Origin of the sequence: Kingella sp. SNUBH-2017, from assembly GCF_028680565.1 — a bacterium.
GTDB lineage: Bacteria > Pseudomonadota > Gammaproteobacteria > Burkholderiales > Neisseriaceae > Kingella_D > Kingella_D pumchi.
This window is the reverse complement of sequence record NZ_JAPHVK010000002.1, coordinates 109,265-123,722: the sequence shown is the minus strand read 5'-3', so window position 1 is coordinate 123,722 and position 14,458 is coordinate 109,265. Positions and strand designations below refer to the sequence as shown.

The 14,458-nt window shown below is 62.7% G+C and carries 13 protein-coding genes; 5 read left to right on the top strand and 8 right to left on the bottom strand.

What is annotated here, in order from left to right:
* Positions 1-55 precede the first annotated feature (55 nt).
* Positions 56-850 (top strand): hypothetical protein, encoded by a 795-nt coding sequence (locus OP500_RS02880; RefSeq protein WP_274070119.1) that lies wholly within the window; start codon positions 56-58, stop codon positions 848-850.
* 58 nt (positions 851-908) lie between these two features.
* On the opposite strand, the gene ribBA is transcribed toward OP500_RS02880, so the two are convergent.
* From ribBA to pheA, 4 genes are all read right to left on the bottom strand, one after another.
* The gene (gene ribBA, locus OP500_RS02875) at positions 909-1,991 is read right to left on the bottom strand and encodes a bifunctional 3,4-dihydroxy-2-butanone-4-phosphate synthase/GTP cyclohydrolase II (RefSeq protein ID WP_238747220.1); all 1,083 of its coding nucleotides are present in this window, start codon (positions 1,989-1,991) and stop codon (positions 909-911) included.
* A gap of 4 nt (positions 1,992-1,995) precedes the next feature.
* Positions 1,996-2,856: a prolipoprotein diacylglyceryl transferase gene (lgt, locus tag OP500_RS02870; RefSeq protein WP_238747237.1), complete on the bottom strand. Its 861-nt coding sequence runs from the start codon at positions 2,854-2,856 to the stop codon at positions 1,996-1,998.
* Between the two features lie 105 nt (positions 2,857-2,961).
* Positions 2,962-3,669: a TIGR00266 family protein gene (locus tag OP500_RS02865; protein ID WP_238747239.1), complete on the bottom strand. Its 708-nt coding sequence runs from the start codon at positions 3,667-3,669 to the stop codon at positions 2,962-2,964.
* Between the two features lie 136 nt (positions 3,670-3,805).
* On the bottom strand, positions 3,806-4,879 hold the full coding sequence (gene pheA / locus OP500_RS02860) for a prephenate dehydratase (protein WP_238747516.1): 1,074 nt from the start codon (positions 4,877-4,879) through the stop codon (positions 3,806-3,808).
* A gap of 359 nt (positions 4,880-5,238) precedes the next feature.
* Between pheA and gcvT the strand changes: the two genes are divergently transcribed.
* Complete coding sequence (gene gcvT, locus OP500_RS02855; RefSeq protein ID WP_238747241.1) at positions 5,239-6,336, top strand: glycine cleavage system aminomethyltransferase GcvT; 1,098 nt, start codon at positions 5,239-5,241, stop codon at positions 6,334-6,336.
* Between the two features lie 81 nt (positions 6,337-6,417).
* Positions 6,418-6,990: a hypothetical protein gene (locus tag OP500_RS02850; protein ID WP_274070118.1), complete on the top strand. Its 573-nt coding sequence runs from the start codon at positions 6,418-6,420 to the stop codon at positions 6,988-6,990.
* A gap of 80 nt (positions 6,991-7,070) precedes the next feature.
* Here OP500_RS02850 and recO read toward each other — a convergent pair whose 3' ends face one another.
* Positions 7,071-7,811: a DNA repair protein RecO gene (recO, locus tag OP500_RS02845; protein ID WP_238747280.1), complete on the bottom strand. Its 741-nt coding sequence runs from the start codon at positions 7,809-7,811 to the stop codon at positions 7,071-7,073.
* A gap of 188 nt (positions 7,812-7,999) precedes the next feature.
* On the opposite strand from recO, the gene smc reads away from it, so the two are divergent.
* Together smc and OP500_RS02835 are read left to right on the top strand one after the other, a co-directional pair.
* Positions 8,000-11,503 carry a chromosome segregation protein SMC gene (gene smc / locus OP500_RS02840; protein WP_238747309.1) on the top strand — a complete coding sequence of 1,168 codons (3,504 nt, stop codon included), beginning with the start codon at positions 8,000-8,002 and terminating at the stop codon, positions 11,501-11,503.
* 75 nt (positions 11,504-11,578) lie between these two features.
* The gene (locus OP500_RS02835; RefSeq protein WP_238747317.1) at positions 11,579-11,938 is read left to right on the top strand and encodes a thioredoxin family protein; all 360 of its coding nucleotides are present in this window, start codon (positions 11,579-11,581) and stop codon (positions 11,936-11,938) included.
* 81 nt (positions 11,939-12,019) lie between these two features.
* Here OP500_RS02835 and pth read toward each other — a convergent pair whose 3' ends face one another.
* From pth to OP500_RS02820, 3 genes are all read right to left on the bottom strand, one after another.
* Entirely contained in the window at positions 12,020-12,607 is a 588-nt protein-coding gene (gene pth / locus OP500_RS02830) for an aminoacyl-tRNA hydrolase (RefSeq protein WP_238747319.1), read from the bottom strand.
* 39 nt (positions 12,608-12,646) lie between these two features.
* On the bottom strand, positions 12,647-13,483 hold the full coding sequence (serB, locus tag OP500_RS02825) for a phosphoserine phosphatase SerB (protein WP_238747321.1): 837 nt from the start codon (positions 13,481-13,483) through the stop codon (positions 12,647-12,649).
* 134 nt (positions 13,484-13,617) lie between these two features.
* Positions 13,618-14,457, bottom strand: coding sequence for an SDR family NAD(P)-dependent oxidoreductase (locus tag OP500_RS02820; protein WP_238747322.1), 840 nt, complete (start codon positions 14,455-14,457; stop codon positions 13,618-13,620).
* Position 14,458: the final 1 nt, after the last annotated feature.

Here is a 14,458-nt window from a genome sequence, read left to right as displayed (position 1 = left end):
AGGCAGCCTGAAAACATCGTTTCAAGTAAAAACCCTTTAAATCAAGGAAATAACAATGAACCATTACGATGCGGTCGGTTTTACCGGTATTACCGACGGCGAAAGCATATCCGCCGCCATCGACCAAGTGTTGCCGCTTGCGCAGGCTTTCGGCGATTACGCGGTGTACCGCGATGCCAGCGGTGCCGAGTTGTGGACAGCCATCGACCAAAACAACGAGCTGCTCGCCTTTGAGCCGTATTTTTCAGGCTGCCTGCAGTCGGTTTGGGTAAGCCATGTCGAAGCCAACGAATACAACGACGGCACGGGTTTTGCCCAAGTGTGGCAAAACGGCAGCGCCGACGGCGAGGGCGATTATCCCTTTGTGCTCGATATTCCCGATATCGTATCCTTTCCCGCAAGCACGGCGGACACGCCGCAGAAAATCGCGGTTTGTGCCTTTGCCGAATCGGCAGAGCTATTTGCCGACGAAGACGCATTCGATGCCGGCCAAGAAGGGCAGGAAATAAAATGGGCGGCGCAAAGTTTTATTCCCAGCGGCATGTTTATCGACGAAAACGCGCCCGAGCGCACCCGCCCCGCCGCCCGCGCCTTGTTTACCGGCATGGTGCGGCGGGCGGAAAAACGGCGCAACGCCCTTACCGGCAGCGTGTTTTACTACTGTGAAATCGCAACCCACGGCGGCGTGTGGTCGGCGGTTTATCCCGATGCGGCTTTTAACGATACGCCGCAGGCCGGTAACGTGATACAGGGCGAGTATTGGCTGACGGGGCGGCTGGCAGATTCGTCCGTATCCGCGCCTGATCCTGCGAAAAAACGCAGCTTTTGGCAAAAACTGATGGGGAAATGATTTCAGGCTGCCTGTGTTCAGGCAGCCTGAAAAGCTAGGCGGCGGGCAGCCGCCGTTTTTATTCTTCAAATCCGGTAATTTCCAAACCAAATCCGGTCAAACCGTTCATCGACGAGGGTTTGCCCATCACGCGCATTTTTCTCACTTTGAGGCCGGCAAGGATTTGGGCGCCGATGCCGTAGGTTTTTCTATCCCATTTTTTCACTTGGAAGCTGTTTTTGGGCAGGGTGCGCTCCAAAAGGGCGCTGCCGTCTTCGGTGCGGTGCAGCAGGATGGCGACGCCGTTTTCCGCCTGCTGGATGCGCTCGAGCGCTTTGGGCAGCGGCCAGGTGTGGTTGGGGTCGGCCTGCAGAAAGTCCATGGCGCTAAACGGCTCGTGCACGCGCACCAGGGTTTCTTCGGCGGCGGCGGGGTTGCCCTTGACCAGGGCAAGGTGGGTGTCGCCGTTGAGTTTGTCCACGTAAACATGTTGGCGGAAGTCGCCCCACGGGGTGTGGATCAGGGTGTCGCCCATTTCTTCGAGCAGGCTTTCGGTGCGGCTGCGGTATTCGATGAGATCGGCGATGGTGCCGATTTTGAGGTTGTGTTCGGCGGCGAATTTTTTTAATTCGGGCATGCGCGCCATGGTGCCGTCGTCGTTGAGGATTTCGCAGATGACGCCGGCGCCGGAGAGGCCGCACATTTGGGCGAGATCGACGGCGGCTTCGGTATGGCCGGCGCGTACCAGCACGCCGCCTTTTTGCGCGCGCAGCGGGAAGATGTGGCCGGGCTGGACGATGTCTTCAGGGCGCACGCCAGGCGAGACGGCGGTTTGGATGGTGTGGGCGCGGTCGGCGGCGGAGATGCCGGTGGAGATGCCGCTGGCCGCTTCGATGGATACGGTGAAGTTAGTGCCGTATTGGGCGCCGTTTTTCTGGGTCATCAGCGGCAGGCCGAGTTTGTCCACCAATGCGTTTTCCATCGGCAGGCACACCAGGCCGCGCGCGTGTTTGATCATAAAGTTGATGGCTTCGGGGGTAACGAATTGGGCGGCCATCACCAAATCGCCTTCGTTTTCGCGGTCTTCGGCATCGGTGATGATGACCATGCGGCCGGCTTTGATGTCGGCCAGGATTTCGGGTACGGGAGAGATTTGGCTCATGGTGTCAGGCTTTCTGTGCGGGATTTTTGCGGGCGAAGTAAAAGAGACCGGCAATGCCGACAAGCACCATCGGCAGGCTCAGCCACTGCCCCATCGACAGGCCAAGGCTCAGCAGGCCGAGTTGGGCGTCGGGCTGGCGGGCGTATTCGGCGGTAAAACGGAAGATACCGTAGCCGGCGAGAAACATCATCGAAACCTGGCCGCTGGCGCGCGGTTTGCGCGAAAACCACCACAAGAGCGCAAACAGGCACACGCCTTCCAGGGCAAACTGGTAAAGCTGCGAGGGGTGGCGCGGCAGGCTGCCGTATTGCGCCAGCCATTGGGCGTACTGCGGATTGGCGGCGGCCAGCTCCTGGTCGGCATATTGCGCCTGCGGGAAACCCATTGCCCAGAAGGCGGCAGGATCGGTAATCCTGCCCCACAATTCGCCGTTGATAAAATTGCCGATGCGCCCGGACGCCAGCCCCAGCGGCACCAGCGGCGCCACAAAGTCGGCCACCTGCCAGAAAGTCAGCTGGTTTTTGCGGGCGAAAAACCACAGCGCCAGCAGCACGCCGATAAAGCCGCCGTGAAAAGACATACCGCCTTCCCACACTTTGAAAATGTCCAGCGGATGCGCCAGATAATTGCCCGGCTGGTAAAACAGCACATAGCCGATGCGCCCGCCGAGTATCACGCCGACAATGCCCCAGGTGAGCAGATCGTCGAGCATATCGCGGGTAAACACGGTGCCGCCGCGGCGGATGCGCAGCCGCCCCAGCCACAGAAACAGCATAAAGGCGGCGATATAGCTTAAGGCATACCAGCGGATGGGCAGGCTGCCGATGTGAAAGGCGGCGGGATCGAATTGGGGATGGATAATCATGGAAAGGATCAAGCGCTAAGAAAAGGGAAAAGGGCGGCGATTATAGCGAATACGGGCAGCCTGAAAAGTTTTCAGGCTGCCTTCAGGCTTTCAGGCTGCCCTGTATCAGGAACCGGGGCCGACCAGGCTGCGTATCCACGAGCCGAAGTTGTCGCTGTTGCGCGAGCAGAGGATGACTTTGCCGTTGCCGGAGAATTTCAGCACCACGCCTTCGCCGCTGGTGACGCTGTTGACCAGATTGCCCAGCAGGCCGCCGCTATTGCGCGAGGTGGTGACCGAGGGCTCGTAGTTCAGCCGGCTGTCCCAGGCGACGACGTGGCCGTTGTCGATGGTTACCGGCTTGTCGGCGGTTACTTCCAGCGTAAACAAAGTGCCGAAGCCGTTTACCGCCAGCTGGCCGCTGCCGCTGCTCTGGCCGATGAAAAAGCCGCCGGTGCGGGCAAACAGCGCGCTGCCCAGGCTCTGCATCTGCGCGGTTACCTGCACGCCGCTGCTGGCGGCCAGATAGGCGCCGTCGGAGATTTTGTACTGGGTGGCGCCCACTTCGAGAATCTCGATCGAGCCGGGCATGGTGGGCGCGAGCAGGCAGTCGCCGTCGCCGCGCACCGCTTCGATGTGCTGCTGGAAAAAGCTCTCGCCGTTGGCCAGGCGGCGGGTCAGCGCGCTCCAAAAGCCGCCCTGCATGCGGCCGGAAAGGTCGAGATTGGCTTCCATCATCACCATCGCGCCGCTTTCGCAGGAAATGCTTTCGCCGCGGGCAAGGGAAACATGCAAAAAGGGGTCGTTGTCGCCGGTTATGGTAAATCGGGGCATGGCGGGTTCCTTATTCAAACGGAAAAACGGGAAAAACGGTTTTCAGGCTGCCGGCGGGTTCAGGCAGCCTGAAAGCAGCCTGAAAAGCGCAGCCGGCGCAAACCGGCAATCCACGCAGGTTTCAGGCTGCCTGAAACTACAGCACGGCCTGCGGATAAGAGCCGATCACTTTGACAAAGCCGGTGCGCTCACGCAGCTCGGCCAGCGCGGCGGCAACGTTGTCGTCGCCGGCATGGCCTTCGATGTCGATAAAAAACAGATATTCCCACAGGCCGCTGCGGCTGGGGCGGCTCTCGAACTTGCTCATCGACACACCGGCGCGGGTAAAGGGCTCGATTAGGCGGTTGAGCGCGCCGACCTTATTGGGCGCGCTGACCACCAGCGAAGTCTTGTCGCGGCCGCCGGCGGCCACTTCCTGATGGCCGAGCACCAGAAAACGGGTGGTGTTGTCCGGCTCGTCTTCGATGCTGTCGGCCAGCTTGTTCAAACGGTAAATGTCGGCGGCGGCCTGGCCGGCGATGGCGGCGGCCTTGGGCTCTTCCTGCGCCAGCCGCGCCGCTTCGGCATTGCTGGCCACCGCCACGCGGCGCACTCGGGCGGGCAGGTTGTTGTTCAGCCAGTGGTGGCATTGCGCCAGCGCCTGCGCGTGGGCGTAAACCACTTCGATATCGTCGCGGCTGTCGGCACGGCTCAATAAATGGTGGTGGATGCGCAGCACCACTTCGCCGCAGGCGCGCAGCGGCGTCGAAACCAACAGATCCAGCGTGCGGCCGACCGAACCTTCGGTGGAATTTTCCACCGGCGCCACGGCAAAATCCGCCTGCCGTGCTTCGGCCTGGCGCAGGCTGTCGTCCACCGTGGCGCAGGCAACGGTATGGGCGGCATGACCGAAATGCTTGATCGCCGCCAGCTGGGTGAAAGTGCCTTGCGGGCCGAGATAGGCCACGGTCAGCGGCCGCTCCAGCGCCAGACACTCGCTCATCACTTCGCGAAACAGCCGCGCCACCGCTTCGTCGGGCAGCGGGCCCGGGTTAAGGCCTTTGATACGGTGCAGCACCTGCGCTTCGCGCTCCGGCCGGTAAACGGTGCCGGTGCCTTTCAATTCGCCGATGGCGCGGGCGTGGGCGGCGCGTTGGTTGAGCAGCTGCAGCACCTGGCGGTCGATTTCGTCGATGGCGTTGCGGTGCGGCAGCAGTTGGTCGTCGGACACGGACATGGCGGCTCCTGTGGCGGAAAATGCAAAAGCGTGCATTCTACTATATTTGCGCCGCCGCGCCGCGTCCAAGGCAGCCTGAAAAAACGCAACGCCGCCGCAAAACCGTTTTCAGGCTGCCTTTGCCCCGCAGCTTGCGCCGGCCTGAAAACGCCAAAACGCAGCGGCGGGCGCAGATGCCGGCGGCAGGTGCTTTCAGGCTGCCGCTGTCTGCGGTAAGCCCTATGGCAGCCTGAAAGGCGTAAAGCGGCGTTTTTTCCGGCGCCGCCCGTTTATCGCCGCGGCGGAAAATGGTATATTGCGCCGCTTTGCAGGCCGTTGCGGCCAGATGTCCACCCCCACTTCGGAGAATCGAGATGACCCTGAAAACCACTCCCTTCAACCAAGCCCACAAAGACGCGGGCGCGAAATTGATCGACTTCGCCGGCTGGGAGCTACCCATCCATTACGGCTCGCAAATCGCCGAACACGAAGCCGTGCGCACCGATGCCGGTATGTTCGACGTATCGCACATGCTGGTTACCGACGTAGCCGGCGCCAACGCCAAAGCCTTTTTCCGCAAACTGATTGCCAACGACGTCGCCAAGCTGGCCTTTGTCGGCAAAGCGCTGTACTCAGCGATGCTCAATGACAAAGGCGGCGTGATTGACGATTTGATCGTGTACCGCACCAACGAAGCCGAAACCCAATACCGCATCGTGTCCAACGGCGCCACCCGCGAAAAAGACAGCGCCCAGTTCCAAAAAGTCGGCGCCGAGTTCGGCGTGGCCTTTAATCCGCGCTACGACTTGGGCATGCTCGCCGTGCAGGGCCCCAAAGCGATTGAAAAACTCTTGACCGTCAAACCCGAATGGGCAGACGTGGTCAACAATCTCAAGCCTTTCCAAGGCGCGGATTTGGGCAAGGACTGGTTTGTCGCCCGCACCGGCTACACCGGCGAAGACGGCGTGGAAGTGATTTTGCCCGGCAGCGAAGCGGTTGCCTTTTTCAAAGCGCTGGAAGCAGCGGGCGTCAAACCCTGCGGTCTGGGCGCACGTGATACCCTGCGCATGGAAGCGGGTATGAACCTTTACGGCAACGATATGGACGACGACGTGAGCCCGCTCGAAGCCGGTATGGGCTGGACGGTTGATCTGAAAGACGAAGCGCGCGATTTCGTCGGCAAAGCGCCGCTCGTTGCGCTGAAAGAACAAGGCGTGGCGGTGAAACAAGTCGGCCTGCTGCTCGCCAAAGGCGGCGTGCTGCGCGATCATATGGAAGTCGTTACCGATGCCGGCCGCGGCATCACCACCAGCGGCGTGTTCTCGCCCAGCCTGAAACAGTCCATCGCCATCGCCCGCGTGCCCAAAGCGTTTGAGGGCGACGCCGCCAAAGTGCTGATTCGCGGCAAGGAAGTCGATGTGCGCGTGCTGAAACTGCCCTTTGTGCGCAACGGCCAAAAGCAGTTTGACTAAACCGATACGCGCTAAGGTAGCCTGAAAAGTTTTTCAGGCTGCCTTTTGCCGTGCCAACAGAAAAAAACAGAGAGTAAAACCATGAGCCAAACCATGACCAAAACCGGATCACTGCTGCTGGCACTGGCGCTGGCCGCCTGCTCGGGCGAAGGGGAAAAACCGACCCCGCCCGCAGCTTCCGTTTCCGCACCGACGGCAGCTTCCGCTCCTGCTGCTTCCGTTCCCGCCGTTGCGGCATCGGCGCCCGCCGCCGCAAGCTGTCCGCCGGAAATGCCCGCTGAAATCGCCGGCATTTTGCAGCCCTATCTGCCGCAGGTGGGCAGAAGCTGCGCCGATGTCAAATTGCGCTACGGGCTGGACGAAGAGCCGTCGGAAGAGTATCCGCAGGCTACCCATTTTATTCTGGTCGGCCATATCGAAACCGACAATCCGGGCCGCGATATCGTCAAAAAACTGTTTGGCGATCGCGATATCGGCCTGATTGGCGATGGCGATGTCAGCGATGCCGGTTCGTTTGTCGAAGGCGGCAGCGAATGTCTGTTTTCCTACCTGCCCGAAGGCGTCGATACCATGGACGAGAAGGTGGAGCTGAAAGCCGATGTGAAACGCGAGTACCGCGTGGTGTTCACCTGCGGCGCCAAGACGTCCCAATAGCGCGTTTGTGCGTGAAAAAAAGCAGCCTGAAAGTTTTCAGGCTGCTTTTTGCTTGGGCGGCGGAGTTTGCTTTGTGCCGCTCAAGCGCCGACGGTGCGGCGCATATCCTGCAGCTGCTGCAGCACGCGGCGGCTGGCAACGCCTTCGGGCAGCCTGAAATCGATCAGCAGCCTTGTGAGCCTGACTGCCTGCTGCAGGGCGTCGCCGTCGGCAAATTCGCCCGCGACCAGCTGGCGCAGCAGGCTGCCCGGCACGATGATGCCGCCCTGTTCGGGCGCGTCGGTGGCGGTTTCTTCCAGCATGCGCTCGGGATGCAGGCGGTAATGGGCGTCGTCTGCCAGCGGCCGGCCGGCGGCGTCGCGCGTCAGATCGGGGGCGTAGCCCGTTTCGCGCAGCAGCGTCCATTCAAAGCGGCGCAGCGCGGCAACGGGATTTTCGTTTTGGCAGATGCGGCGCATCAGCGCGGCCAGCTCGTCAAACAGCAGTGGATGCGGGTCTTCGCGGGCGGTGAGTTTGAGCAGCAGCTCGTTGGCGTACAGGGCGCTGAATAGGGCGCGGCCGTGCGGCTGCGGCCAGCCGCCCAGCCATTCGGCGCGGTGCAGGGTTTTCAACTCTTCGCGGCCGAACCACGAGGCCGACAGCGGCACGAAGGGCACCAGTATGCCGCGCAGCTCGGAACCGCGGGTGCGGGCGCTGCGGGCGAGCAGGGCAAGGCGGCCGTGTTCGCGCGAAAACACTTCCAGCCACAGGCTGTTTTCCCGCCACGGTTTGGACGAGAGCAGAAACACTTGCTGATGATTGACCCGCTGGGTTTGCGCCATGGCTGATGCCTGTTGGAAAAAAGTGCGGATTATAGCGGATGCGGCGGCGCGGGCGGACACCGTTTTCCCGGCGGCAGCCTGAAAACGGATGATTCAAAGCAGCCTGAAAGCCGTTTTGCCGCGCGGGACAGCGGCGCCGTTTGCGCTATAATCGCGCCTTTTTTTCAGGCTGCCTGCCCGTTTCCCCTATGCGTCTCACCCACATCAAACTTGCCGGTTTCAAATCCTTTACCGACCCCACCACCATCCACGTGCCCGGGCAGCTGGTGGCGGTGATCGGCCCCAACGGCTGCGGCAAATCGAATGTGATCGACGCGGTGCGCTGGGTGCTGGGCGAGGCTTCGGCCAAGCAGCTGCGCGGCGAGAGCATGCAGGACGTGATTTTCAACGGTGCCGCCACCCGCCGGCCGGCGCCCAGGGCGTCGGTGGAACTGGTATTCGACAACGGCGACCACAGCCTGCAGGGCGCGTGGGGGCAGTATGCCGAAGTCAGCATCCGCCGCCAGCTCACCCGCCAGGGCGAATCGAGCTACTACATCAACGGCCAGCCGGTGCGCCGCCGCGACATTACCGATTTGTTTTTGGGCACCGGCGTTGGCGCGCGCGGCTACGCAGTGATCGAGCAGGGCATGATTTCGCGGATTATCGAAGCGCGGCCGGAGGAATTGCGCGCCTATATCGAAGAGGCGGCGGGCGTTTCCAAATACAAAGAGCGCCGCCGCGAAACCGAAAGCCGGCTCAAAGACACCCGCGAGCACCTGCAGCGGCTGGGCGATTTACAGGGCGAACTGGCGCGGCAGGTGGAAAAGCTGCACAAGCAGGCCGAGGCCGCCGAGCGCTATCGGGCGCTGAGCGACGAATTGCAGCACAGCCAGAACCGCTACGATTTCGCCCGCTGGCGCCAGGCGCTGGCCGATGCCGATGCCGCCGAGGCCGAACACGAGCAGGCACAGGCCGGACAGGACAGCCTGGCCGAGCGCCAGCAGGAATTGAACGAAGCGGTGCAGACCCTGCGTGCCGCCGAAGCCGAGCAGCAGGAAGCGCAAAACCGGCTCAACCGCGAACACGCGCTGCTGCGCGAGCAGAGCGCCCGTTTGGAAGAACAAATCCGCTCGCGCCAAAACCAGCGCCAGCGCATCGAGCGCGACCGCACCGCGATGGCTGCCGCCGTGCAGAAAATCGACCACGAGCAAAAACTCTTGCACGAGCAGGCGCAGGCTCTGGCCGACGAAGCCCAAGAGCTGGAAGCGCAGTTGGCGCTGCTGGCCGAAGAAACCGCCGCCTGCGAAGAGCGGCTGCCCGAACTCGAAGCCGCGCAGCAGCAGGGTGCCGCCGCCCGGCAAAACCAGCAGGACGAAGCCGGCCGCATCCGCCGCGAGCTGGCCGTCAAGCAGCAGCAGTTGCAGTACAGCCGCAGCGGCATCGCCCAAATCCAAGCGCGTCAGTCGCGCCTGCAGCAGGAAGCCGCCGCGCTGAATCTGCCCGCTGCCGACGAGCTGGCCGCCGCCCAGCTGGCCGCCGCTGAAATACAGGCGCAGTACCAAACGGCCGAGCAGGTTTTGCAGGCGTTGGAACAACAATCGGGCAGCCTGAAAACCGATTTTCAGGCTGCCCAAGCTGCTGCGGGAGAAGCCGAACGCCGCCTGCTGGCCTTACAGGCCGAGCAACAAACCCTACGCGCCCTGACCGAAGAAGCGGCGGCGGGCGACTTTTGGCAGGGCAGGGCAGAAGCCGCCGCTCCCGCGCTGTGGCAGCACATCCGCGTGCCGCAGCAGTGGCAGGCGGCGCTGGCGGCGGTATTGGGCGAGCGCCTGCACGCGCGGGCGCTGCCGCCGGATTTCGCCCCGGCCGCGCCGCTTGCCGCCGCCCCCGCCGCCTGGTTCGACCGCGAAGCCGCCGCGCCGCAGTCCGCCCGCCCCGCGCAGGCGCTGTTAAACCAAATTCAGGCGGAAAAACCGTTTCAGGCTGCCTTAAACCATTGGTTGGCGGGCGTGCTGTGCGCCCCCGATTTGGATTACGCGCTGGCCAACCGCAACAGGCTGGCCGAGGGCGAATGCTGGCTGACGCCCGAAGGCCACCGGATCGACCGCATCGGCGTGCTGCTGCACCACGCCGCTGATGCCGCGCGGCTGATGCGCCAGCAAAGCCGTCTGGCCGAACTCGACAGCCTGCTGGCCGACGCCGCGCCCGCTTTTCAGGCTGCTGCCGAGCGCGCCCAAAGCCTGTCGCAGCAATATGAAGCGCTGGATGCCGAACAGCGCCGCGCCCAGGCCGAGCAGCGCCGCCTGGCCGCCGAACTCAACGGCGCCCGCCAGCAGGCCGGCGAGATGCTGGCGCGCACCAACCAGGGCCAGCTGCGCCGCGAGCACATCGAGCAGGAGTTGGCGCAGTTGGCGCAGGAAGCCGAAGAGCTGGCCTACACCGCCGCCACGCTGGAAGACGATGCCGCGCTGCTTACCGAGTCTGCCGCAGGCTTGAACGAAAGCCATGCCGAAGCCGAAGCCGTCTACCGCGGGCAGCAGCAGGCGCTCAAGCAGGCGCAGCTGGCCTTGCTGGAAGCCAACCGCCGCCACGGCGCCGCCGAAATCGCCGTCCACCGCAGCCGCGAGCAGCAGCAAAGCCTACGCGAGCGCATCGCCGCGCTGGAAGCGCAAAAGGCCGACTGGCAGGAGCGCCAGAGCGAATTGGAGCTGGTCAGCGCCGAAGAGCCGGACGAGAGCGAGCAGTATCTGCGTTTGGAAGAGCTGGGCGAGACGATGTCCGCGCTCGATGAGCAGATTCAGGCTGCCACCGCCGCGCTCGCCGCCACCCGTGCCCAAGGGCAGGCGCAGTATCAGGCTTTGCAGGACTTGTCCGCCAGCCAGCCGCAATGGCAGGCCGCCGCGCAAAACGCCCTGCTCAAACAGCAGGAAGCCCTGCTCAACGCCAAGCATTTTCACGACGCGCTCACCGCCCGCGAAGCCGGTTTCGACGAGCTTGCCGCCGAGTTCGAGCGCGAAGGCAGCCTGAAAGACGCAGGCAGCCTGAAAGATTTGCCGCAGCAGATCGAGCGCCTGAACAACAGCATCCGCGCGCTCGGCGCCGTCAATCTGGCCGCGCTCGACGAACTTGCCGAAGCCTGCGAGCGCGACGATTACTACCGTAGCCAGAGCGAAGACGTCCAAGCCGCCATCGCCCTGCTGGAAGAAGCCATCGCCCAAATCGACCGGGAAACCAAAGAGCGCTTCAAAACCACCTTCGATGCCGTCAACGAAAAAGTACGCAGCTTTTTCCCCACGCTGTTTGGCGGCGGCGAAGCGGCGCTGCATATGGTCGGCGACGATCTGCTCAGCGCCGGCGTGTCGATTATGGCGCGCCCGCCTGGCAAGAAAAATTCCACCATCCACCTACTCTCCGGCGGCGAAAAAGCGCTGACCGCCATGAGTCTGGTGTTTGCCCTGTTCAGCCTGAACCCCGCACCGTTTTGCCTTTTGGACGAAGTCGATGCCCCGCTCGATGACGCCAACACCACCCGTTTTTGCAATCTGGTCAAAGAGATGAGCGCGCAAACCCAGTTTCTCTACATCTCCCACAACCGCCTGACCATGGAAATGGCCGAACAGCTGATCGGCGTAACCATGCAGGAAAAAGGCGTCTCGCGCATCGTCGCCGTCGATATCAAACAGGCGCTGCAAATGGCCGAGGCAGCCTGAAAAAGGTTTCAGGCTGCCTGCCGTCTTTAAGTCTTCTAACTGTTTATCAAACCGAATTTATCAAACCGAAAGCCGATGATGTCAGCCCCCACCGAACAAGATTTCTCCGCCATCACCGCCGCCTTTACCGCCGTCTGCCCCGAAGACGTAGAGCGGCTGATTGCCGGCGGCCGCAGCGCCGTGGTGTTTTTCGGCCGCGAAAGCTGCTCCTACTGCCGCCGTTTCCTGCCCAAACTCGCCCGCGCCGTCCGGCAGACGGGCGCGGCGGTACATTTTGCCGACAGCCGCGACAAAGCCGCCTGGGCAGAGCTGCGCGCCACCTACGCCATCCGCACCGTCCCCGCCCTGTTGCGCCTGCCCGAGGGCGAAGCGGTGTGCGATTCGTCGTTAAGCGAAGAGCGGATTGCGGCGTTTCTGACGGCGCAGGCAGCCTGAAAAACTTGCCCGACCCAAAAAAGCAGCCTGAAAACCGTTTGCTGCGGTTTTCAGGCTGCTTTTTGTGCGGCTCGGCGGCGCTTAGTCGAAACCGGGTTGTTTGCCGTGCAAAAAGCGCACGGCTTCGTCGCGGCTGCCTTCGAGTATCAGCGGCATGGCGGCCAGCGATTTGGCGACGGCGCGCTCGATCAGTTCGCGCTCGGCGGCGGGCGGTTTGCCGAGCACGAAGCTGGTTACCAGATTGCGGTCACCCGGGTGGCCGATGCCCAGGCGCAGGCGGTAGAAGTCGGGGGTGCCCAGCCGCGCTTGGATGTCTTTGAGGCCGTTGTGGCCGCCGTTGCCGCCGCCGATTTTGAAGCGGGTTTGGCCGCAGGGGATGTCCAACTCGTCGTGGGCGACGAGGATTTGGTCGGGGCGGATTTTGTAAAACTGCGCCAAGGGGGCGACGGACTGGCCGGAGAGGTTCATAAAGGTGTCGGGCTTGAGCAGCCAGATGTCGCCCTGCGGCCGCTCGGCGCGCGCTGCCTGGCCGTGGTATTTTTTCTGGCTTTGGAAGGAGACGCCCCAGGCGTGCGCCAGCTCGTCGAGAAACCAGAAGCCGGCGTTGTGGCGGGTGTGTTCGTATTGGCTGCCGGGGTTGCCCAGGCCGACGATCAGTTTGATGTCCATAATCTGCAATCTGTAAAAGGTTTCAGGCTGCCTGAAAGCTCAGGCAAACCAGCCGCGCAGGGCTTCGAGCCCCATGTGGCGGATGTTGAGCGCGGCTTGGGCGCGGGTTTTGGGTTTGGCGTGGTAGGCGATGCCGAAACCGGCGGCCTGCAGCATCGGGATGTCGTTGGCACCGTCGCCGACGGCGGCAACCTGATGCCGCTTTAGACCGAGCGCCAGGCGGTGTTCTTCCAGCAGCCGCGCTTTGGCAGCGGCATCGATAACCGGGCCGACGACCCTGCCGGTGAGTTTGCCGCCGGCGGTTTCCAAGGTGTTGGCATACGCCCAGTCCAGTCCCAGCCGCTCTTTGAGCCGCTCGGTAAAAAAGGTGAAACCGCCGGAAACCAGCAGAAACTTCACTTGGTGCTTTTTGCATTCGGCCAGCAGATACTCGGCGCCGGGCGACAGGCGCAGCGCGTGTTCGTACACATCATCCAGCACGCTTTCGGGCAGGCCGGCCAGCAGGGCGACGCGCTCGCGCAGCGAGTCTTCAAAGTCCATCTCGCCGCGCATCGCCCGCTCGGTTACCGCCGCCACTTGTTCTTTCAAACCGGCTGCGGCGGCGATTTCGTCGATGCACTCGATGGTAATCAGCGTGCTGTCCATATCGCTGACAATCAGCCCCAAATCGGCAAAGGCGGTATCGGCCAGCAGCGCGTATTCGGCACCCGCCGCATCCAATTCGGCGGCCACTTCCGCGGGAATAGCGGCATCTGCGGCTACGGCAAGGCGCAGGCTGCTGCCGGTTATGCTTTCAGGCAGCCTGAAATGCCGCGCGGTCTGCACCAGCGGCAGAGCGGCCAAGTTCGGGTGTTGGATAACGAAAACCTGTTTCATCTAGGGTGCCGTTTTGAAAAAACGCCGCATTTTACAGACGCGGCGGCAGGGTGCAAGCGCGGCAGTCAAAAAGGCAGCCTGAAAAGCGTGTTTACGGCTTTCAGGCTGCCTGTTGTTTGCGCTTAAGGTGGTATTTATCCGCCGAACAACCGGCTGAAAAAGCCGCGCTTGGGTGCCGGCTCGGCAGCTTGCTTATCTTCTGTCGCCGCCGGCTCGGGTGCGGGGCGGTAAACGGGATGACGGTCGAAACTCTGCGACACCGGCATCATCTCCAGATAATTGACATTAACGTGCTTGGGCGTCTGATACAGCCACAGCGCGGCGGCGGCGACGTCTTCGGGCGCGAGCGCCTGCACGCCTTCGTAAACGGCGGCGGCGCGCGCTTCGTCGCCCTTAAAGCGCACCTGCGAAAACTCGGTGCCGCCGCACAGGCCGGGTTCGATATTGCTCACGCGCACGCCGCTGCCGTGCAAATCGGCGCGCAGGTTCAGGCTGAATTGGTGCACAAAGGCTTTAGTGGCGCCGTACACATTGCTGCCCGGGTAGGGGTAGCTGCCGGCAATCGAGCCGATATTGATCACGTAGCCTTCGCCGCGCGCCACCATCTCCGGCAACACTTGGCGGGTGAGATAGGCCAGGCCGGTGATATTGGTGGCGATCATGTTTTCCCAGTCGGCAAAATCGGCCTGGTGGGCGGGGGAAAGATCGAGCGCCAGACCGGCGTTGTTGATCAGGCAGTCAATACTGCGGAAGGCTTCGGGCGCTTCGGCCAGCGACGATAAGGCGGCATCAACCGATTCTTTGCTGCGCACGTCCATCGCCAAAGGATGAAACAACTCGCCCAATTCGGCTTTCAGTCCGTCCAAACGCTCGCTGCGGCGGGCGGCGCCGATAACGGCAATGCCCGCGGCGGCAAACTGGCGCGCCATCGCCGCGCCAAACCCTGCGGAAGCTCCGGTAATCAATACGGCCATG